General features: G+C 74.8%; 17 protein-coding genes and 1 tRNA gene. 7 read left to right on the top strand and 11 right to left on the bottom strand.

The genetic code is table 11. The annotated features are described in order from the left end of the window. Positions 1 to 45 precede the first annotated feature (45 nt). A complete protein-coding gene (locus ACYU96_RS11445) occupies positions 46 to 738 on the bottom strand; it encodes a DnaJ family domain-containing protein (protein WP_460753193.1) in 693 nt (230 codons plus the stop codon). Positions 739 to 855: 117 nt separating this feature from the next. Between ACYU96_RS11445 and ACYU96_RS11450 the strand changes: the two genes are divergently transcribed. After that, entirely contained in the window at positions 856 to 1,527 is a 672-nt protein-coding gene (locus tag ACYU96_RS11450) for a 4a-hydroxytetrahydrobiopterin dehydratase (RefSeq protein ID WP_460753195.1), read from the top strand. Between the two features lie 34 nt (positions 1,528 to 1,561). Here the strand turns inward: ACYU96_RS11450 and ACYU96_RS11455 are convergent, their stop codons facing one another. Beyond that, on the bottom strand, positions 1,562 to 2,068 hold the full coding sequence (locus ACYU96_RS11455; protein ID WP_460753197.1) for a hypothetical protein: 507 nt from the start codon (positions 2,066 to 2,068) through the stop codon (positions 1,562 to 1,564). Positions 2,069 to 2,201: 133 nt separating this feature from the next. On the opposite strand from ACYU96_RS11455, the gene ACYU96_RS11460 reads away from it, so the two are divergent. Then, positions 2,202 to 3,521, top strand: coding sequence for an acyltransferase family protein (locus ACYU96_RS11460; RefSeq protein WP_460753200.1), 1,320 nt, complete (start codon positions 2,202 to 2,204; stop codon positions 3,519 to 3,521). Positions 3,522 to 3,620: 99 nt separating this feature from the next. On the opposite strand, the gene ACYU96_RS11465 is transcribed toward ACYU96_RS11460, so the two are convergent. From ACYU96_RS11465 to ACYU96_RS11475, 3 genes are read right to left on the bottom strand one after another with little or no spacing between them, the layout of a single operon-like run. Then, entirely contained in the window at positions 3,621 to 4,196 is a 576-nt protein-coding gene (locus ACYU96_RS11465; protein WP_460753203.1) for a hypothetical protein, read from the bottom strand. Then, positions 4,193 to 5,665: an ATP-binding protein gene (locus ACYU96_RS11470; RefSeq protein ID WP_460753206.1), complete on the bottom strand. Its 1,473-nt coding sequence runs from the start codon at positions 5,663 to 5,665 to the stop codon at positions 4,193 to 4,195. Before ACYU96_RS11470 ends, ACYU96_RS11465 begins: the two co-directional genes overlap by 4 nt. Continuing rightward, positions 5,662 to 6,336 carry a response regulator gene (locus tag ACYU96_RS11475; protein WP_460753208.1) on the bottom strand — a complete coding sequence of 225 codons (675 nt, stop codon included), beginning with the start codon at positions 6,334 to 6,336 and terminating at the stop codon, positions 5,662 to 5,664. Before ACYU96_RS11475 ends, ACYU96_RS11470 begins: the two co-directional genes overlap by 4 nt. A 112-nt stretch (positions 6,337 to 6,448) precedes the next feature. On the opposite strand from ACYU96_RS11475, the gene ACYU96_RS11480 reads away from it, so the two are divergent. Then, positions 6,449 to 7,282: an SGNH/GDSL hydrolase family protein gene (locus tag ACYU96_RS11480; RefSeq protein WP_460753211.1), complete on the top strand. Its 834-nt coding sequence runs from the start codon at positions 6,449 to 6,451 to the stop codon at positions 7,280 to 7,282. Here ACYU96_RS11480 and ACYU96_RS11485 read toward each other — a convergent pair whose 3' ends face one another. Beyond that, positions 7,283 to 9,781, bottom strand: coding sequence for a glycosyl hydrolase family 95 catalytic domain-containing protein (locus ACYU96_RS11485; protein ID WP_460753213.1), 2,499 nt, complete (start codon positions 9,779 to 9,781; stop codon positions 7,283 to 7,285). A 206-nt stretch (positions 9,782 to 9,987) separates the two neighbouring features. Here ACYU96_RS11485 and ACYU96_RS11490 point away from each other — a divergent pair, with 206 nt between their 5' ends. Together ACYU96_RS11490 and ACYU96_RS11495 are read left to right on the top strand one after the other, a co-directional pair. Continuing rightward, positions 9,988 to 10,728 carry a metallophosphoesterase family protein gene (locus ACYU96_RS11490; RefSeq protein ID WP_460753216.1) on the top strand — a complete coding sequence of 247 codons (741 nt, stop codon included), beginning with the start codon at positions 9,988 to 9,990 and terminating at the stop codon, positions 10,726 to 10,728. Between the two features lie 144 nt (positions 10,729 to 10,872). Further along, positions 10,873 to 12,252: an MFS transporter gene (locus ACYU96_RS11495; protein ID WP_460753219.1), complete on the top strand. Its 1,380-nt coding sequence runs from the start codon at positions 10,873 to 10,875 to the stop codon at positions 12,250 to 12,252. Between the two features lie 84 nt (positions 12,253 to 12,336). Here ACYU96_RS11495 and ACYU96_RS11500 read toward each other — a convergent pair whose 3' ends face one another. Next, the gene (locus ACYU96_RS11500; RefSeq protein ID WP_460753222.1) at positions 12,337 to 13,122 is read right to left on the bottom strand and encodes a DUF899 family protein; all 786 of its coding nucleotides are present in this window, start codon (positions 13,120 to 13,122) and stop codon (positions 12,337 to 12,339) included. A gap of 138 nt (positions 13,123 to 13,260) precedes the next feature. On the opposite strand from ACYU96_RS11500, the gene ACYU96_RS11505 reads away from it, so the two are divergent. Both ACYU96_RS11505 and ACYU96_RS11510 read left to right on the top strand, forming a co-directional pair. Then, on the top strand, positions 13,261 to 14,154 hold the full coding sequence (locus ACYU96_RS11505; protein WP_460753225.1) for an aminoglycoside phosphotransferase family protein: 894 nt from the start codon (positions 13,261 to 13,263) through the stop codon (positions 14,152 to 14,154). A 123-nt stretch (positions 14,155 to 14,277) separates the two neighbouring features. Next, positions 14,278 to 14,351, top strand: a tRNA-Pro gene (locus ACYU96_RS11510). Between the two features lie 186 nt (positions 14,352 to 14,537). Here ACYU96_RS11510 and ACYU96_RS11515 read toward each other — a convergent pair. The 4 genes from ACYU96_RS11515 to ACYU96_RS11530 form a co-directional block, all read right to left on the bottom strand. After that, positions 14,538 to 15,239 (bottom strand): response regulator transcription factor, encoded by a 702-nt coding sequence (locus ACYU96_RS11515; RefSeq protein WP_460753228.1) that lies wholly within the window; start codon positions 15,237 to 15,239, stop codon positions 14,538 to 14,540. After that, positions 15,236 to 16,366, bottom strand: coding sequence for a sensor histidine kinase (locus ACYU96_RS11520; RefSeq protein ID WP_460753231.1), 1,131 nt, complete (start codon positions 16,364 to 16,366; stop codon positions 15,236 to 15,238). The genes ACYU96_RS11515 and ACYU96_RS11520 overlap by 4 nt, the downstream gene beginning before the upstream one ends. 104 nt (positions 16,367 to 16,470) lie before the next feature. After that, the gene (locus ACYU96_RS11525; RefSeq protein ID WP_460753234.1) at positions 16,471 to 19,005 is read right to left on the bottom strand and encodes an FtsX-like permease family protein; all 2,535 of its coding nucleotides are present in this window, start codon (positions 19,003 to 19,005) and stop codon (positions 16,471 to 16,473) included. After that, positions 19,002 to 19,793: an ABC transporter ATP-binding protein gene (locus ACYU96_RS11530; protein WP_460753237.1), complete on the bottom strand. Its 792-nt coding sequence runs from the start codon at positions 19,791 to 19,793 to the stop codon at positions 19,002 to 19,004. The genes ACYU96_RS11525 and ACYU96_RS11530 overlap by 4 nt, the downstream gene beginning before the upstream one ends. Positions 19,794 to 19,907: the final 114 nt, after the last annotated feature.

A 19,907-nucleotide genomic window follows, 5' to 3' on the forward strand; every position in this document is an offset into this window, starting at 1 on the left:
ACCTCACCGCGCGCGTGCCGCCGGCCGACGCCCGGCGGCCCGGCGTCACCACACGTGCCACCAGGGCTTCCTGCGGCGGGCGGCCTTCCGGTCGCGGCCGTCCGGGGACGACGTCGCGGCGCCGTCCGGCGCCGACCCCGGACGGGCGGCACGGCGGGCCTCGCGGCGGGCGCGCCACTGCGCCACCTCCGCGTCGACGTCGCGGGTGGGGGTCACCACCGGCGGGCCGCCCGTGAGCTGGCGGCGCGCGTCGATCACGCGGGCGTTGAACTCCGCGACGATCTCGCGGACCCGGTCCTCGGCGGCCTCGCGGTCGAGGTCGTCCGCGAGGCGGGCGTCGTCGTTCCGTAGCTGCGCCGACGGCAGGACGCCGGTGATCCGCTCGCGCTCGACCAGGTTCTTGAGCCACCAGTCCGGGTCGTGCGTGCCCTTCACCCCCGGGATGGGCTTGCCCTCCAGCGGCAGGTTGTCGAACTCGCCGCGGCGCATCGCCTGGTCGATCACCGTGTCCACGAACCGGGACCGCTCCAGCTCGCTCATCGCGCCGATGCGAGGCGCCTCGCCGGAGTCGTCGCCGCCGTCGTCGGCTGCGCTGCCGCTCGCCGGACCGTCCCCGGCGACGGTCTCCGCCTCGGCGCGCTCCCGGGCTGTCTCGCGGTCCACCCGGTACTGCGCGGCCCGCCGCACCGGGTCGCCGTCGCTCCCGCCGGCCGGCATCCCACCTGATCTCGACACCATGAAAAGCACGGTACCGGCTCTCGCCAGGAGGTCCCACGACGGACCGGAGCCGGTGGGCACCTCCGTGACGCCCGCACCGCCTCGTCGATGTCACTGTCCGGTGGCACGATCGAGGCCATGAGCACACTCACCGGACAGCAGATCGCCAGCCAGGGCCTCACCGGCTGGGTATTCCTCGGGGACGCCCTCTACACGCGGGTCGCGACGGGCAGCTTCGCGGCGGGCCTCGCCCTGGTCGAGGCCGTGGGCGCAGCCGCCGAGGAAGCGAACCACCATCCCGACGTCGACCTGCGCTTCCCGCACGTGGACATCCGCCTCACCAGCCACGACGCGGGTGGCGTGACCGATCGGGACCTCGCCATGGCTCGCACGGTCACGGAGCTGGCCGTCGCGCAGGAGCTGAGCCTGGACGGCTCGGCCCTGTCCCGCGTGGAGCTGGCCCTCGACACGCCCGCCCGGGGCGACGTCCTGCCGTTCTGGCGCGGGTTCCTCGCCTACCGGAGCACCGACGGGGACGACGCGCACCCCTGGGCGGCGGACGAGATCCGCGACCCGGCGGAGAGGCAGCCCGTCGTCTGGTTCCAGGAGTCGGGCAGCGAGGAGCCGCGCCAGCGCTGGCACCTCGACGTCTGGATCGACCCCTCGCAGGTCCAGGGCCGCATCGACGAGGCGCTGGCCGGCGGCGGGACCGTCGTCGACGACACGCACGCCCCCGCGTTCTGGGTCCTCGCGGACGCCGAGGGCAACCGCTCCTGCCTGTGCACGTGGCAGGACCGGGACGGCGCCTGACCGGCGCCGGAGCCGGGACGCGGCCCCGGCGGCCTCAGGCCCGGCGGGGCAGAGGCTTGAGGCTGCCGTCCTCCGTGCGTGCCTGCACCATCGACTCGGGGGCCGGGGCCGGCGAGCTCATCAGCTCCGAGGCGTCGGCCGTGGCGCGGCAGTAGACGCCACCCCCGCCCTCGCGGCACAGCGTGTGCAGGCCGGCGGCGAAGCCGTACAGGTCCTCGTCGGCCGTCCCGCGGCGGAAGCGGCGCGACAACGACCACTGGTCCACCAGGAGCTTCACCGTGTCCGGCTGCACGCGCGCGTACAGGGACAGGATGTGCGCGGACAGCCGGATCACCAGCCGCGCACCGTCCTCGCTCTCGGCGATCATCTGCGCGCTCAGGAGACCGTCGTCGTCACGTCGTGCGCCGAGCAGCCGCTCGAGCTGGCCGAGCACCGACGCCGGGTCGACGACGTGCGACGGCACGGTCGGACCGAGCGGCCGTCCGTCGATGGTGGCGGCTGCGGTCTCGTCGTCTGGGGAGGCGAAGTACTCGAACAGCATGCGGAGCATCATCCCCTATGTCATACCCTGCTCCCAAACGCCGGGCACAGGACGGACACCTCGCTCCGGATCACGACAGCACTGCGACACGCCGCGGACCCGACCGGGACACGCACCCGGGACCGTCGTGGCCATGACGCAAGCCCAGCCCACGACGACGCGTCCGGCCGACGCCAGCCCCCCTCGCCACCTCCCCGCCCTCGACGGCCTGCGCGGTGTCGCCGTCCTCGGCGTGCTCGCGTTCCACACCGGCCTGCTGCCCGGTGGCTTCCTCGGGGTCGACCTCTTCTTCACCCTGTCCGGCTTCCTCATCACCGGGCTCCTCCTGCGCGAGGTCGGGACCACCGGAACGGTGGCGCTCCGCCGCTTCTGGGCCCGGCGGCTGCGCCGGCTGCTGCCCGCGTGCGCGGTCGTGCTCGCGGTCGTGACCGGCGCCGTCGTCACCCTGGAGAGCAGGGGGGCCGCGTCCGCCGACCTGGTGCGGACGACGCTCGTCGACGGACCGTGGGTACAGCTGAACCTCGCCAACTGGCACTTCCTCGCCGAGCAGGCCGGCTACTGGGACCGCTTCGGGCAGCAGCGGGTGTTCGCGCACCTGTGGAGCATCGCGGTCGAGGAGCAGTTCTACCTCGTGTGGCCGCTCGTGGTCCTGGCCGTCGCCCGGCTCTCCCGGAGGCTGCCGCGCGGCCGACCTCGCCCGGCCCGTCCCGGGGCGCGACCCGACCTCCCCGGCCTCTCGATCCTCCCCGGCCGCCTCGCCCGTGCGGTCGCGGTGACCGCCGCAGCGGTCTCGCTCGCCTCGCTGGCCCTGATGGTGGCCCTGCTCGACCCCGCCGACCCCACCCGTGTCTACACCGGGACGGACACCCGCGCCTTCTCGCTCCTGCTCGGCGCCGCGGTCGCCGCGCCGCCGGCACGCGCCGGGCTGCTGCGCGCCGCCGGCCGGTGGTCCGGCACCGCGGCCGCACTCCTCGTGGCCGGGACCGCCGCGCTGTGGCTGCTGGCCGACGGCACCGCGTCCCCCTGGCTGTTCACCGGCGGCCTGTTCGCCCACTCGCTGGCCTCCGCCCTCCTGGTCGCGCTGTGCGCCGAGGCGCCCCGGACGGCCGCCGCCCGCGCCCTGGCGTGGCGTCCGCTGCGGTGGCTGGGCGGGATCTCGTACAGCCTGTACCTGTGGCACTGGCCGGTGGTCGTCCTCCTCTCCCCGGAGGCGACGGGCCTGGAGGGCGGGCCGTGGGCGACCACGGTGTGGACGACGACGGTGTGGGCGGTCTCCCTGGCCCTGGCGGCCGCGTCGAAGTACCTGGTCGAGGACCCGGTCCGGTTCCGCGCCACCTGGGCGCGGGGACGGCGGGGCGCGCTCGTGCTCGGTGCGGTCACGCTGGGCCTGGCCCTCCTGTGGCTGCTGCCGGCCCCGGCCCCGGCCGAGATCGACGTCTCCGAGCTGGGCTGACGGCCGGGACCGAGCCGCTGACGGGTCCCTGGCCGGCGCTCCGGCCCGGGGCCCGCCGGCGGCAGCCCGGAGCCCGGAGCCCGTGGCCGACGCGCCCGCTCACCCGAGCGCCGGGCAGCCCCGCGGCTCCCCCGCCTCCGACCCGGGCTCGGTCACGGTGAGCACCACGCGCACCGTGACGTCGCGTGCCCCGCCGGCCTGGACGTGGGAGGCGAGCGCCGTGCACGCGATCTGGTCGAGGCCGCGCGGCGTCACGTCGGACTCGGCGACCGGCATGCGCAGCTCGATGGTGCCACCGGCGTCCGTCACGCCGACCCGCGTCACCCCGCCGGGCGCGATCTCGGTGTGCAGCGCGGGATCCTCCGTCCCGGCCAGCAGCAGCGCCAGCGCGTCCGAGACCGTCCCGAGCCGGCCCGTGTCCCGGGTCTGCGGGACGAGCTCGCCGTCGTCGTCCACGAAGTACAGCGTCGTGCCGGGCGCGACACCGGTCGGCGCGCGCCCGCCGTCCGCCACGCCCGACGGCTGCACCCCGCAGCCCGCCGCCGGCCCCGCCAGCAGCAGCACGAGGACGGCCGTCGCCCACCGGCCGCGCCGAGCGGAGGCCGCGTCCCGGCCGGGCCACGCGGCCCTCGCGCCCCGGCCACGCCGCACCCCCGCCGTCCGGTACCCCGTCATGCCCTGTCCCCCTCCCGTGCCGGTTCGCGCGGGTCCGCCGGCTCCTGCACCGGGGACCAGGGCAGCTCCAGCACGAACCGCGCCCCGCCGCCGACGCCCGCGCGCGCGGTGAGGTCGCCGCCGTGCAGGCGGGCGTTCTCGCGGGCGATGGCGAGGCCGAGGCCGCTCCCGCCCGAGCGGGTGCGGGCGGCGTCGGCCTTGTAGAACCGGTCGAAGACGTGTTCCACGACGTCGTCGGACAGGCCGGGTCCGTCGTCGGACACCTCGATCCGGATCCCCCCGGCGCCGCCGGAGACCCGCACGACCACGGGCGGCCCGCCGTGCCGGAGAGCGTTGCCGACGAGGTTCGCGACGACGACGTCGACCCGGCGCGGGTCGAACCGCCCGGGGACCGGGCCTGCGGCGAGGAGGGCCACCCGCCCGGTCCAGCCGCGCGTCCGGAGCGTCTCGCGGACGACGGCCCTCGCGTCGGTGTCCTGCACCTGGAGGCGGGCGGTGCCGGCGTCGAACCGGGAGACCTCCATGAGGTCCTCGACGAGCCGGACGAGGCGGTGGGTCTCGGTGACGGCGAGCCCGGCGGCCTCGCGGGCGTCGGGGGCGAGGGTGTCGGTGACGCCGTCGAGGACCTCCATGACGGCGGTGAGGGTGGCGAGGGGGGTGCGGAGCTCGTGGGAGACGTCGGCGGCGAAGCGGCGGGCGTCGGCCTCCAGGCGGGTCGTGGCGGTCATCGAGGTCTGCAGGGACTCGGCCATCTCGTTGAGGGTGTCGGTGAGCTCCGCGAGCTCGTCGGTGCCGCGGGGCGGGGTGCGGGCGGCCAGGTCGCCGGCTGCCAGGCGGCGGGCGGTGTCGCGCAGGTCCCGCACGGGACGCAGCACGCTGCGTGCGGCGAGCAGCGCGAGCAGGACCGCGAGCGGCAGGACGAGCGCGGCGGTGGCCAGCGCACGCACGGTGAGGCCGTCGATCCGCTCCTGGACGCCGGTGAGGTCGCGTGCGGCGTAGACCTCGATGCCGGACGGCGACCGGGTGCCGTCGGGGGCGGTCGCGACGACCGGGGTCCCGACGAGCAGCCAGGGCGTACCGTCGGCGACGACGCGCTGGGTCACGAGCCGGTCCCCGCCGGCCACGGCCGCACGCAGCTCGCCGGGGACGATGCCGGCCTCCAGGCCGTCCGCGGACCGCCGGTCGCCGTGCACGACGAGGACCGGCTCGCCGACGGCGTCACGCAGCCGGTCGAGCGTCACCCGGCCGGGCGGGAGGTCGAGGGTGGGCGCGATCGTGGCGACCCTGCCCGTGACCGCCGCCGCGGTCTCCCGCCGGTCCTGCTCCAGCAGGGCGTCCCGCGCGGAGACCGCGCTCGCCCACGCGGCGACGCCTGCCCCGAGCACGCCCACCACCACGAACGCCACGACCAGGCGCCCCCGCAGCCCGCGCACGGGTCTCGGGGCCGGGGCCGGGGCGGCGGGTGTCATACGGGGCCGAAGCGGTAGCCGAAGCCGCGGACGGTCTGGACGTACTCCGGGGCCGCGGGGTTCGCCTCGATCTTGGCGCGCAGGCGCTGGACCCCGTTGTCGACGAGCCGGGAGTCACCGAGGTAGCCGTGCTCCCACACCTCCTCCAGGAGCTGCTGGCGGGACAGCACCCGGCCGGGGCCGCGGGACAGCGTGAGCAGGAGCCTCAGCTCGGTCGGGGTGAGCGCGACGGGCTCGCCGGAGAGCGTGACGGTGAGCGCGGTCGTGTCGATGCGCAGGTCGCGATGCACCCGCACGCCGTCGGGCAGAGTGCTGCTGCGGCGCAGGACGGCACGGATCCGCGCGTCCAGGACGGAGGGCCGGGCGGGCTTGACGACGTAGTCGTCCGCCCCCGCCTCCAGCCCGCCGACGACGTCGAAGTCGTCCCCGCGCGCCGTGAGCATGATGACGGGCACCTCGCTGCCGGCCCGCAGCCGGCGGCAGACGGCGAAGCCGTCCATGCCGGGCAGCATCAGGTCGAGCACGACGAGGTCCGGCGCCGACGCCCGGAACTCCGCCAGGCCGTCCTCGCCGGTGCCGGCGGTGCGCACGTCGTGCCCGTGCCGGGTCAGAGCGAGCTGGAGGCCGCGGCGGACCGCCGGGTCGTCCTCGACGATCAGTACGGAAGCCACGCCCGACAGTATGCGGGCCGGGACGCGGCGGGACACCGGCACCGGCGCGCCTGCGACACGATCGCGACACGGCGGCGGCGTGGCCGGGACACCGGGCCGCGAGCGTGAAGGCATGAACACGACGAACCCAGCACTGCACCCCGCTCGCCGCACGACCCACGCACCGGCCGGTCCGCTCGCCCTCGGCGCGGGCGCGCTCCTGCTCGCACTCACCGCCGCCTGCACCGGCCAGTCCGACGTCGCCGGGGCGGACGGGCCCGGCGGTGGCTCGGGCAGCCGGGCCGCAGGGCTCGACGCGCCCGCGCCGGGACTGTCCCGGGTGGTCCTCCTCGGCGACTCGGTCGCCGCCGGTCAGTCCGTCCCGCTGGCCGCGGCGTTCGGCGCCGCCGGCGTCGAGTTCAGCTCGCAGGCGTCCGAGGGCGGCGGGAACGTCGTCGGCCCCAACTCCGAGAACATCGCGCCCGAGGTCGCCGACCTCATCGGGTCCGCCCGGCCGAGCACCGTGATCTACCAGGTCACCACCTACGACTGGGGGACCGCCGACGAGCAGCGCGACGCCTACGAAGGGCTCCTGGACGCCACCACCGCGGCGGGCGGGAAGCTGGTGCTCGTGACGATGCCGCCGATCGAGGCGGACGAGTTCTACGAGCCCCACCTGGCCGAGCTCGCGAGCGCGTCCGAGGCCGCCGCGCACGTCGCGGACGGCTCCGACGACGCGGTCCTGCTCGACGCGGGCGAGGTGTGGGGCGACGCGTACCAGCGGGAGCTGGACGGCACGGCGGACCGCAGCTCCGACGGCATCCACACCTGCCCGCAGGGCGCCGCCCGGTGGACGTCCTGGCTGCTGGACGAGCTCGCGCAGGCGTACCCGGACTTCACGCCGCCCGCGCCGGAGGACTGGGCGAACACCGGCTGGTCCGACGACGACGCGTTCGTGGGCTGCTGATCACCAGCCGGTGACGGCGACGCGGCGGCCGGCGGCGAGGTCGGCCGTGACGGTCCGCGTGCCCCAGCGCACCCGGTGGGGTCCCGCGGCGCGGTCGTGCATCGCGCGGAGCGTCACGGCCCGCAGGCCCGCCACGCCGTGCGCGTCGCGGTCCCACGCGACGTCGACCTCCACGCCCGGCCGCGCCACGAGACCCCGGACGCTGCCCGCGGGCAGCGCGGCCGGGAGCGCGGGCAGGAGCTCGATCTCGCCGCGGTGGGACTGCAGCAGCGCCTCCGCGAGGCCGGCGGTGAACCCGAGGTTCCCGTCGATCTGGAACGGCGGGTGCGCGGCCAGGAGGTTCGGGTACAGGCCGCCGCTGTGGGCGCCGCGGTCGGTCTCCATGTCGCGGAACACCAGCCGCAGCAGGGCGTCCACCGCCTCCGGCTGCCGGAGGCGTGCCCGCAGCCCGAGCTTCCACGCCAGCGACCAGCCCGTCGACTCGTCTCCGCGCTCGTCGAGGAACCGGACCGCGGCGTCGAGCCACTCCGGGTCCGGCTCGGCGGTACCCGGGTACAGGCGAACCAGCGGCGACAGGTGCCGGTGGTGCGGGTCGACCTGCTCGAGGTCGCCGTCCCACTCCGCGAGCGCCCCGGACCGTCCCGCGCGCGGGCGCCGCAGGTCCGGCAGGACGGCGCGGGCCCGCTCCACGACGGGGTCCTCGGCGCCGCGCCGCTCGCCCTCGGCGACGACGAGGGCGAGGTGGTCGCGCACCAGGTCGAGGTCGCAGGCCGACGACGCCGCCACGCTCGCCACCCGCCCGTCGGGCGTGCGGAACTCGTTCTCGGGCGAGGTGGACGGGCTGGTCCCCCACAGCCCGTCGGCGTCCCGGACGAGCCAGTCGAGCGCGAAGGCGGCCGCGTCGCGGAGCACGTCCGCCAGGTCGTCCGGGAGGGTGTCGTCGGGGGCGAACGCGGCGTGGTCGGCGACGTGCCGCGCCAGCCACAGCCCGGCCATCGGCCAGAAGGCCCACTGGGGGTCGTCGCTCCCGTGGCCGACCGGGAGGCTGTAGGCCCAGGCGTCGGTGTTGTGGTGAGCGGTCCAGCCGCGAGCGCCGTACAGCCGCCGGGCGGTGCGGCGGCCCGTGACGGCGAGGGCGCGGACGAGGTCGAGCAGGGGTTCCTCGGTCTCGGCCAGGTGTGTGGTGCTCGCCGGCCAGTAGTTCATCTCGAGGTTGATGTTGGTGGTGTAGTTCGAGCTCCACGGCGGTCGCAGCTCGCGGTTCCAGATGCCCTGGAGGTTCGCGGGGAGGCTGCCGGGCCGCGAGGAGCAGACGAGCAGGTAGCGCCCGTAGTGGAACAGCGTGGCGACGAGGTCCGGGTCGCGCTCGGGGTGGGCGACGGTGCCGTCGTTGATCGCACGCAGGCGCCGCGCGGTGTCGCCGGCGAGCGGCCTGTCGAAGGTGAGCTCCGTGCGCTCGTAGAGCCGCCGGTGGTCCTCGACCTGGGCCCGGCGCACGGCCTCCGGCCCGGCCTCGGTCGCGCGGTCCACCCGCGCCGCGGCGTCGCGGGCGGCGTCCCGCTCGTCACCGCGCAGCGCCGCGGTCGGCCCGCGGTACGTGGTGGCCGTCGCCAGGACGACCGTGAGCCGGGTCGCTCCGGTCACGACGAGGCGGCCGTCCTGCGCGCCGGCCGTCCCGTCGTGCAGCACCCGGGCCACGAGCGCGCCGCGCTGGGACGCCCCGGGCCGGTCGTCGTACCGGACGGGCGGGTCCACGGGTGCGTGACCGGGTGCGACGTCGGACGGCATCTGCAGGTGCACGACGACGCGAGCGGCACCCGCGAGAGGGGCGGTGCCCGCGACCGGGTCCAGGCCGGGCACGTCGGCGTCGGCGTCGGCGTCGGCGTCGGCGTCGGCGTCGGCGTCGGCGTCGATCATGGTGCGCAGCACGCGGAGCCGGCTCTCGGTCGTGATCGTGAGGTCGCGCGGCCGTGCGGCCGTCACCTCGTGCACGAGCACGTGGTGCGGCCGACTGACCCAGGTGCGCCGGGACACCTGGTCGGGGCCGTCCCCGCCGGTGGTGGTCTGGGTCGCGGTGCGGAAGTCGAGCACGCGGCGCAGGCCGCCCATCCCGCCGTCGTCGGCGACCGCGACCTCCAGCTCCGCGAACGGCAGGTACGACTGGCTGTGCCGGTGCTGGAACCGTCGCACCACGTTCCCGGCGCCGACGTGGTCACCCTCGGCGACCAGCGCGCGGGCGAGCTCCAGCAGCTCCCGGGCCTGCTCCGGGTCGATCAGGCCGGGCTCGTGCGCCGACGCCGGGCTGCCCGACCAGGCGGTGTCGTCGTTGACGACCAGCCGTGCGGTGCGCGCGTCCCCGAGCACCATCGCGCCGAGGCTGCCGTTGCCGAGCGGGAAGCCGTCCTCCGTGCAGGTGGCCGGCACCGAGGCGACGAGCCCGTGCGCTCCCGGGCCGTCGGGCACCGGCGGGAGTGGCTCGGCGGCCGGAAGCTCGCTCACGGGCAGGCCCTTCGGGTTCGACGACGGGGGACGACGCCGAACCTAGCGCCCGACGCCGGCCCGCCGCGCGAAGGGCTCGCCGCCGGGCCGCCGAGCGCGCGGACCACGCCGCCCGGGCCTGGGCGCCGCTCGGCGCCACGGTGGACGCACTCTCCGGCCCCCGGTAGTACGCCTGACCCCTCGTGATGTATGACACGATCCGATACGTGTCTCTCGATCGCATCGCACTGATCTCGGACGTGCACGGAAACCTGACGGCCCTGGAAGCGGTCCTGCGCGACATCGACGCGCGAGGCGTCCGGCGGATCATCAACCTCGGTGACTTCGTGGGCAAGGGCCCGCGGGGCGCGGAGACGGTCGACCGGTGCGAGCAGGTGTGCGACGTCAACATCCGCGGCAACTGGGACGACTTCATCCACACCATCGGCGACGACGACGTCCCCGAGATGATCTGGTGGCGCGACGAGCTCCGTGACGACCAGCTCGACTGGCTCCGCACCCTGCCGCTCAGCCACGACCTCGTCCTGAGCGGGCGCCGGGTCCGGCTGTTCCACGCGTCCGCCGCCAGCCCGCACCACCGGGTGCGCGAGACGCACACGCGCGAGGAGTTCGAGGGCATGTTCGCGACGACGGCGATGACCGGACCGGGCCCGGCACCCGCCGTCGTCGGGTACGGCGACATCCACCTGACGTACGTGAAGGCCCGGCCGGGCCGGACGCTGTTCAACGTCGGGAGCGTGGGCAACCCGCTCGACGAGCCGGTTCCGAGCTACGCGATCCTCGAGGGTGTGCTCGGCGAGGAGGAGGCCGCGCCGTTCGGGCTCCAGATCATCCGCGTGCCGTACGACGTCGAGGCGGAGATCACCGCGGCCGCGGACCTGCACATGCCCGCGCTGCGGGCGTACGCGACGGAGCTGCGCACGGCCGTCTACCGCGGGCTCCAGTAGCACTGGACTCTGGTAGCGCGGGAGCCGCGGGCCCGTCGGCGTGCCCGGACACGTCCGCCCGCGGCGCCGCCGTGACGAACGAGACGCTCCTTCGACGTCGTCCGCGCCGGTCCGGCAGCGACGCGCGGCATATCCTCGACCCTCGTGCCACGCCTTCTCGCCGACCTCACTCCCCTGCGGGTCTCGCCGGCGTACCGGCGCCTCTGGTGGGGCCTGGGGGTGTCGAACCTGGGCACGCAGCTCACCGTCGTCGCCATCGGGCTCCAGGTCTACGGCCTGACCGGGTCCACCCTCGCCGTCGGGACGGTCGGGCTGTTCGCCCTCGTCCCCCTGGTCGCGCTCGGCCTCTACGGCGGCGCGCTCGTGGACCACTACGACCGCCGCAAGGTCGCCCTCGCGGCGTCGGTGGTGCTGTGGCTCGTGATCATGGCGATCGCCGCGCAGGCGTGGCTCGGCCTCGACTCCGTCCACCTGCTCTACGGGCTCGTCGCCGTGCAGTCGGCCGCGTTCGCGATCAACAACCCGGCGCGCACCGCGATCCTGCCGCGCCTGCTGGACCGAGAGCTGATGCCCGCGGCGAACGCGCTGCAGACGCTGTCGATGAACGTCGCGCTCACGGGCGGGCCGGTGCTGGGCGCCCTCCTCGTGGCGCAGGCCGGGTACGGCATCGCCTACACGGTCGACGCGGTCCTGTTCACCGCCGCCCTGTGGGCCGTGTGGCGGCTCCCGGACATCCCGCCGGAGCCCGCGGCGGGGACCTCGGCGGACGAGACCCCCGCACCGAAGATCCCGGCACCGGGCCCGTCGGCCGACGGAGCCCCTGCGGCCGACGGGCCGCCCGCACGACCTGTCCGGCGTCGCCCGGTCGGTCTCCGCTCCGTCGCCGACGGCCTGCGCTACCTGGCCACGCAGCCGAACGTGCGCACCACGTTCGTCGTGGACCTGGCGGCGATGGTGCTGGCGTTCCCGCGCGTGCTGCTGCCCGCGGCCGGCGTCTGGTACATCGGTGGCGGCGAGACGACCACCGGGCTGCTCTCGGCCGCGTTCGCCGTCGGCGGGATCGCCGCCAGCCTGCTGTCGGGCGGCCTGACGCGGCGACGCCGGCAGGGCCGCATCATCGTCTGGGCGATCACGTCCTGGGGGCTGTCCATCGCCGCGTTCGGCGCGGTCCTCCTGCTCGCCGGCGAGACGCGGCCCGACGGCGTGCTGCCGCTCGCGCTCCTCGCCGGCGGGCTGACGCTCGCGGCGGCCGGAGCGTCCGACGCGATCTCCAGCGTGTTCCGCCAGACGATCCTGCAGACCGCCACCCCCGACCACATGCGCGGACGCCTGCAGGGCGTGTTCATCGTGGTCGTCGCGGGCGGGCCACGGCTCGGCGAGATGGTGCTCGGCACCGAGGCGACCTGGTGGGGCGAGGGCTGGGCAGCCGTGGTCGGCGGGCTCGCGTGCCTCGTCGTGCTGTGGGCCGTGGTGTGGCGTCAGCCGCGCTTCTGGCAGTACGACGCCCGGCACCCGGAGCCGTAGCCGAGCACCGGGAGCCGCGGCCGGCGCACGCCGGGGCCCGTGCCACCGGCGGTGAGGGACGACGTGCCTGCCGTGGGCCGCCCGTCAGTGGTGGTGCCCCTGTCGTCCGAGCGTCTCCTGCGGGGTGGCGCCCGGCCGGGTCCACTGCGGTGCCGGGCGGCCCGTCCCGCCCCAGGTGGGGTTGCCGTCCACGTCGTTGCGCCAGTACCAGCAGGGCTCGTCGCCCTCGGGCCAGCCGTCGGGGGTGTCCTGCCAGGCCTCCCCGCGGCCGTACGGGGTCATGTCGAGCAGGGCGAGCGCCCCCTCGGCGGGCTCGATGCCACGGCCGGTCGTCTCGTAGGTGAGGAAGGCCCGGTCCCCGTCGCGCAGGTAGGACGTGAGGTAGCCCATCGGCCCGCCGACCGGCCAGTCGAGGCCCCGTACCGAATACCACGGCTCGGTGTACCCCATGAACTCGAGGTAGGGCGGGACCTCCTCCCACGGGCCCTCGGTGAACATCGCGAAGGACACGCCGCGCGCGTTGAGGTAGGGCTCGACGGACCGCAGGTGCCAGGCGGCGACCGTGCAGCCCTCGCACTGGCCCTGGTAGGGCGCGCCGTCGTGCCACATGTGCTTGTACAGGACCAGCTCGTCGCGGCCCTGGAACAGGTCGATGAACGGGACCGGGCCGTCGGGGCCGGTCACCTCGGTGGCCGGGTCGAGCTCGACCATCGGCAGCCGCCGCCGGGCCGCCGCGATCGCGTCGCCCTCGCGCGTGTGCGCCTTCTCCCGCAGCAGAAGCTCGTCCCGTGCAGCCCTCCAGGTGTCCAGGCCGACGACGGGCGGCCGCCCGGGCAGGCTGGTGGTCGCGGCGTCAGGGGTGGTGGTCATGCTGTCCTCCGTGAGGTCTCGTACCGGACACCGTCGAGCGCGGTACGACGACGGCCACTGGTACGGACGAACCCGGCGACCTGAACTCATCGGTCGGGCGGGGCCGGGCGCCCGGCACGGCCGGGTTACCGTGACGCCGTGCTCGCCGTCCCGGAATCGTTCCAGGCCTTCGCCGCTCGAGGCCCCGCATGGGCCGACTGGCTCGACCGCCTTCCCCGCCTGCTGCGCGAGCTGCTGGACGAGTGGGCCTTGGAGCCCGACGGCGCCGTCGGGCACGGGAACACCGCCGCCGTCCTGCCCGTCCGGTCCGACGACGGCGTGGCGTGCGTCCTCAAGGTCGGGTGGCCCCACCGGGAGGCCGAGCACGAGGCGCTCGCCCTGCAGACGTGGCACGGGAACGGCGCGGTCCGTCTGCTGCGCGCCGACCCGCGCCGCTGGGCGCTGCTGCTGGAGCGGCTGCACACCCGCGACCTGACCGGCGAGCGGGACGTGCACGCCTGCGAGGTGGTCGGCGGGCTGTACGAGCGCCTGCACGTGCCCGCGCCACCGCAGCTCAGTCGTCTGTCCGACCAGGCGGGACGCTGGGCGCACGAGCTGTCGGGCCTGTCCCGCGGCGCGCCGCTGCCGCGCCGGCTGGTGGAACGAGCCGCGGCGATCTGCCAGGACTTCGCGACCGACCCGGACACCGACGGCCGCCTGCTGCACACCGACCTGCACTACGAGAACGTGCTCGCCGCCGACCGCGATGACTGGCTGGTCATCGACCCGAAGCCGCTCTCCGGTGACCCGCACTTCGAGCTCGCTCCCCTGCTCTGGAACCAGTACTCGCTCTACGAGGGACGTCTGCGCGAGGGCGTCCGCCAGCGGTTCCAGACCCTCGTGGAGACCGCCGGCCTCGACGAGCGCCGGGCACGCGACTGGGTGATCGTCCGGATGCTGGTCAACGTCAAGGGAGAGCTGCTGGAGAACGCCACGGCGGACAAGGACTTCGTGACGGCGTGCCTCGCCGTCGCGAAGGCGGTGCAGGACTGATGGCCACGAGGCGGGCGGCACCACCACGCCTCCGAGTGCGGAACACACCCCGAGGTGGGGTAGTATTTCGGTCGGCCCTGCGGGGCCGAACAAGGTAGTCTCGGGCATGCTCGGGAACATCGACGGGCTGTGGCGCAGCTTGGTAGCGCACTTGACTGGGGGTCAAGGGGTCGCAGGTTCAAATCCTGTCAGCCCGACCGATCGCCCCTCACCTGATACACCAGGTGAGGGGCGTTTTTCATGTCCTCCGGCGGTGCCGTCGTCACTGTAGAACCGTCCCCTCCTTGGCCGCGGTGGGCGTGCCGGGTGTCGCGTCAGGCCGTCTGGCCTGGTCGGGATTCGGTGCGGGACACCGGCGCTCACCCGACAGAGGCTCGCCGTGCTCACCCGCCGAGGCTGACGAGCCCGGTCTCGTACCCGATGATCACGAGCTGCGCGCGGTCGCGCGCGTTCAGTTTGCCGAGGATGCGGCTGACGTGCGTCTTCGCCGTGAGCGGCGACATGTGGAGCGACTCGCCGATCTCGGAGTTGGTCTTGCCGCGTGCGACCTCGGCGAGCACTTCGCGCTCCCGCTCGCTCAGGACGTCGAGGGGCCCCGGGTCCCCCGGACGGGTGATCGGTCGGCGCACGAGGTCGGTGACCAACCGCTTGGTCATCGCCGGCGAGATGAGGACGTCACCGTCGGCGGCGGCGGCGATCGCCTCGAGCAGGAGCCGCGGCGGGGTGTCCTTGAGCAGGAAACCGGAGGCACCGACCCGGAGCGCCTCGTAGACGTACTCGTCGAGCGCGAAGGTGGTCAGCACGAGCACCTTGGTGGCGCTGAGCCGTTGGTCGCCGCAGATCGCTCGCGTCGCGTCGAGCCCGTCCATGCGAGGCATGCGGATGTCCATCAGCACGACGTCGGGGCGGGTCCGCCAGGTCTCGGCGATGGCCTGCGCGCCGTCCCCGGCCTCACCGACGACCTCGACGCCGGGTTCGTTGGCGAGCAGTGCTGCGAACCCGCGACGCACGAGCTCCTGGTCGTCGGCGAGCAGCACGCGGATTCCGCGTCCCGCCACGGCGGGCGCGTCGGGCCGGGGGTTCACGCGCCCCACCCGCCCGGTATGTGGTACGGCACGAACGCGCGCACCACGAACCCGCCGTCGTCGGTGGGTCCGGCCTGGACGGTGCCACCGAGAAGCTCCGCCCGCTCGCGGATCGCGACCAGACCGATGCCGGTGCCCGGCACCGTCACGCGTGCGGTGGCCGGGGCGTCGTTCGACACGGTGACGTGCACACCGCCGTCCGCGTGCCGGAGCCGGACGGTCGCGGGGACGTCGCCGGCGTGGCGGGTGACGTTGACCAGGCACTCGTGCACGATGCGGTGCACCGTCACCACGGTGCTCTCCGCCACGCCCCCGGGATAGTGACCGTCCTCGACCACCTCGGCTCCGCTGGAGTGCCCGGCGGAGACGACGACGTCGCTGAGGGTGGTGGTGGCCGCCGGCGCCGGGCGAAGCGGGACCGACTCGTCCGACCGGAGGAGGCCGAGGAGGGATCTCAGCTCGTCGAGCGAACGTCGGCCGGTGTCGTTGATCTCGACGAGCGCGGTGTGAGCGGCGGCGGGATCGCGCTCGAACCCGTGGGCGGCGATGCCGGCCCGGACGGTGATCGCCGACAGCGAATGGGCGACGATGTCGTGCAGGTCGTACGCGATGTGCAGGCGCTCCGCCTGGAGCCGCTCGGCGACCTGACGTTCCACGGCGTCGGCTCGACGCCGCAGGTTGGAGCGACGGGCGTCGGCCGCGGCGACCGGGAGCAGGAGGACGGCTGCGTCGGCGGCCCACTCGAACCAGAACTGCTCACCGGCGACCGGGGCCCCGAACCCGGCGACGACGATCGCGATGAACGACCCGAACCAGACCACCGAGCGATCGTCGCTCCGGCGCACGAGACGGAACAGCGCCACGACGAGCAGCGGCCGCAGCGCGAGCGGGCTGGAGGTCCATGCGATGGTGACGACGTCCAGCACACCGATCGCCACGACGGTGGCACGACCGAAGCGACCGGCGACGACGAGCAGCACCGCGGCGACGGCCGCGATGGCGATGCCGGGCAGCTGCCACCCGTCCACGACGTCCGGATCGGTGACCAGCATGCCGACCGACACCGCCAGTGCGACGACGATCGCGACGAGATCGGCGCGAGAGATACGGGGATCGCTGTGCGTCACGGGACCATCATGGACGGGACCGGCGGGACCGCGTGCTCCGCCGGGCGGTCCCTGTACCGGGACCGGCCGTGGGCCGCCCCGGCCCAGGTGCAGCAACCTTCGCATCAGCGGTCCCCGCTCACCAGGCCGAGCACAGGCGCCCGGGAGACCCGGAACGCCGGCCACGCGGCAGCGGCCACGCCCGCTGCGACCGCGACGACGAGCGTCGCTGCCAGACGGGGCCAGGGCATGACGGCGGACGGGATCTCCGCACCTCCCGTGACGTCGATCATCGCCCAGCCGAAGCCGGCCGCGACGACGATACCGATCGATGCCGCGACGAACGACAGGAGCGCCGCCTCGAGCCGCACGATGCGGCGCAGCTCTTGGCGAGTCGCCCCGACCGCTCGCAGCAGCCCGATCTCTCCAGAGCGTTCATTGATCGCGAGCGCCGTGGTGTTGGCGACGCCAAGGAGCGCGATGAAGCTCGCCAGGATGAGCAGCCCGTCGATGAAGTTCCCGAACGCGGCGATCTCGCTCCCGGTGGCGGCGACATGTTCGTCCCGGGTCGCCAGGAAGGACCCGGGCGTGTCTCGGACCAGGGCGCTCACGGCCTCGCCGGCGTCCGCCCCGGCTCCGTCTGCCAGGTCGACGAACACCTGCGCGTCGAGCAGACGGCCGGCCGTGTCGCCGAGCGTCGCGGTGTCGACGAAGTACAGCGGGGCCTCGAAACCGCCGGTGCTCCTCGCGACCACGGCGACGATCGGCGCGTCGATGGTCGATCGTTCGAACTCGATCTCCAGGGTTCCACCGAGCAGCGCCGGGTCGTCGCCGACCACGGCCACGCCTCCCGAGCTCAGGTCGGCGAGGTCGCCGGAGATCGGGTCGAGGTCGAACATGGTGGGCAGGGCCGTCGGGTCGATGCCGCCGATCGCCTCGGCCTTCCCCGCCACGATCCCTTCGGCGCTCGACAGCGCGGTGACCGCGCCGACGTCGGGCAGCGCGGATATCCGGCCGGCCAGGGTGGGGTCGATCGTCGAGAAGTCGGGGGTCGCCGACGTGACCACCAGGTCCGCGCGCAGCCCTTCACGGACGTCGGTCCCGACCCCGCTCGTCAGAGAGCTCGCGAAGATCGCGAACATCGTCACCATCGCGGTGCCGAGCATGAGCGCGAGCGCCGTCGACGCCGATCGGCGTGGGCTCGCAGCCAGGTTGCCCGCCGCGATCGAGCCGAACACGCCGGCGGCGCGGCGGGCCGCCGGCGAGCTCCACCGCGCCGCGGCGGTCACGAGCGCCGGGCCGCACAGCACGAGCGCCGGGACGATGGCAGCGGCGAGCAGGAGCCACACCGGGTTCGAGCTCACCACGGCCACGGCTCCTGCGGCGACGGCCGCCGCGGCGAGCACGAGTCCGCTCGCGGTCCGCGCCCGGCTCACGGCCCGGGGTTCCGCCGCGCTCTCGCGCAGCGCCTCGATCGGTGGTGTCGCCGCCGCGCGGCGGGCCGGGATCCATGCCGAGAGGATCGTCGCGCCGATACCGACGGTCGCGGCGACCGCGACCGAGGTGGGGCTCACGATCGCCGGCCCGGTGAGCAGGCTGACCCCGGTGAGTCCGACGACCCAGCGCAGTGCGCCGACTCCCGCGACCCCGCCGACGAGGCCGACGAGCGTGGCGATCGTCCCGACGAAGGCCGCCTCGATCAGCACTCCGCCGAGCACCTGGCGTCGTTCCGCGCCGATCGCACGCAGCAGCCCCGACTCCCGCCGGCGGCGGGCGACGGTGAGCGCGAACGTGCTGAAGATGATCGTCACGCCGATCAGGACCGCGACCACGGCGAAGGCCAGGAGGAACACTGTCAGGAACTGCAGCGGTGACGTCGCGGCGTCCTGCGCCGTCCGGATGTGGTCGGGCCCGTCGACGACCTCGGCATCGGACAGCGCCGACAGCCGGCCGAGCACCTCGGTGCGGTCGGCACCGTCGGCGACGTCGACGAGCACCTCGGTCGGCGCCGCGGTGCCGAGCCAGGCGGACACCGCTGTGTCGGGCAGCAGGACCGTGCGCTGCAGCGGTGCCGCGTCCGCCGACGCGAACGTCGCGGTACCGGTGACGGTCGCGTCGTGCATGCCCGTCCCGGTCAGGACCTGTACGACGTCCCCCGGAGCCACGCCTGCGTCGTCGGCGAGCGAGCGGTCGATCGCGATCTCTCCGACCTCGGCCGGTGGTCGCCCGCTCGCGAGCCGGAACGGGTTGAGCGCCGGGTCGGCGACCCAGTTGCGACCGACGTCGCTCGCCGTGCCGGTTCCGACCGACGATCCGTCGACGACCAGCTTCGCGAAGCCGGCCCACTGCGAGACGGCCCCGTCGACGCCGTCGACGGCAGCCACGCGCTCGGTCAGATCGGGATCCAGTGCTCGTTGAACCGACCGGGCCGGATCTCCCGGCCCTCCGCCGGGCTCGCCGAGCGAGACGCCCTGCACCACGGCGTCCGTCCCGGCCAGCGCTTCGGCGATGTCGCCGGCCGCTCGGCCGCGCATCGAGTCGGACAGCACCAGCGTCGCGAGGAGGAACGCCACCGCGAGGGCGGTCGCCGTGCCCGTGAGCAGGAACCGGCCCCGGCTCGCGAACACGCTCCGGGCCGCGCTGCGCACCATCTGGCTCATCGCCCCAGGCCCTTCAGCACGTCGAGCACCGAGTCGGCCGAGGGCCGGTCCACCACGTCGTGCACACGGCCGTCGACGACGAACACGACGTGGTCCGCCCAGGCAGCGGCGTTGGCATCGTGGGTGACCATCACGATCGACTGGTGATGCCGGTCGACCGCCGACCGCAGGAATCCGAGGATCTCCTGTCCGGACCGGGTGTCGAGGTTGCCGGTGGGCTCGTCGGCGAACACCACCTGCGGGCGGGCGACCAGCGCGCGGGCGACGGCGACGCGCTGCTGCTGGCCGCCCGAGAGCTCCGCCGGCCGATGGCGCAGGCGATCACCGAGGCGCAGCAGCGACACGACCTCGTCGAGCAGCGCGCCGGTGGGCCGACGGCCGGACAACGTCAACGGCAGGCAGATGTTCTCCTCGGCCGTGAGGGTCGCCACGAGATTGAACGTCTGGAACACGAACCCGATCCGTTCCCGGCGCAGCAGGGTCAGCTCGCGGTCGTCGAGGGTCGACAGATCGGTGCTGCCGACGAACGCGCGGCCCGACGTCAGTCGATCCAGCCCGGCGGCGCAGTGCAGCATCGTCGACTTGCCCGAACCCGACGGGCCCATCACCGCCGTGAACCTCCCCGCCGGGAACGCGATGGTGACGTCGTCGAGCGCGGCGACGGCCGATTCCCCGGACCCGTATCGCCTGGCCGCGCCGACGAGCATGGCCGCAGCGTCATCGGCGTCGGACGACAGCGAGCTCCCGGGCTGCGGACCGACGACTGTGGCATCTGGCTGTGGGGACACGTGACCTCCGACGAGTGGTTGGTGTCCACCACGATGGCGGCCGCCGCCGGCGACCACATCCACCCTCAGGAGGTGCCGCGTACTCGCACGGGAGTACAGGAGCGACCGAGCGGC

The sequence above is a fragment of the Myceligenerans cantabricum genome, from assembly GCF_054777735.1.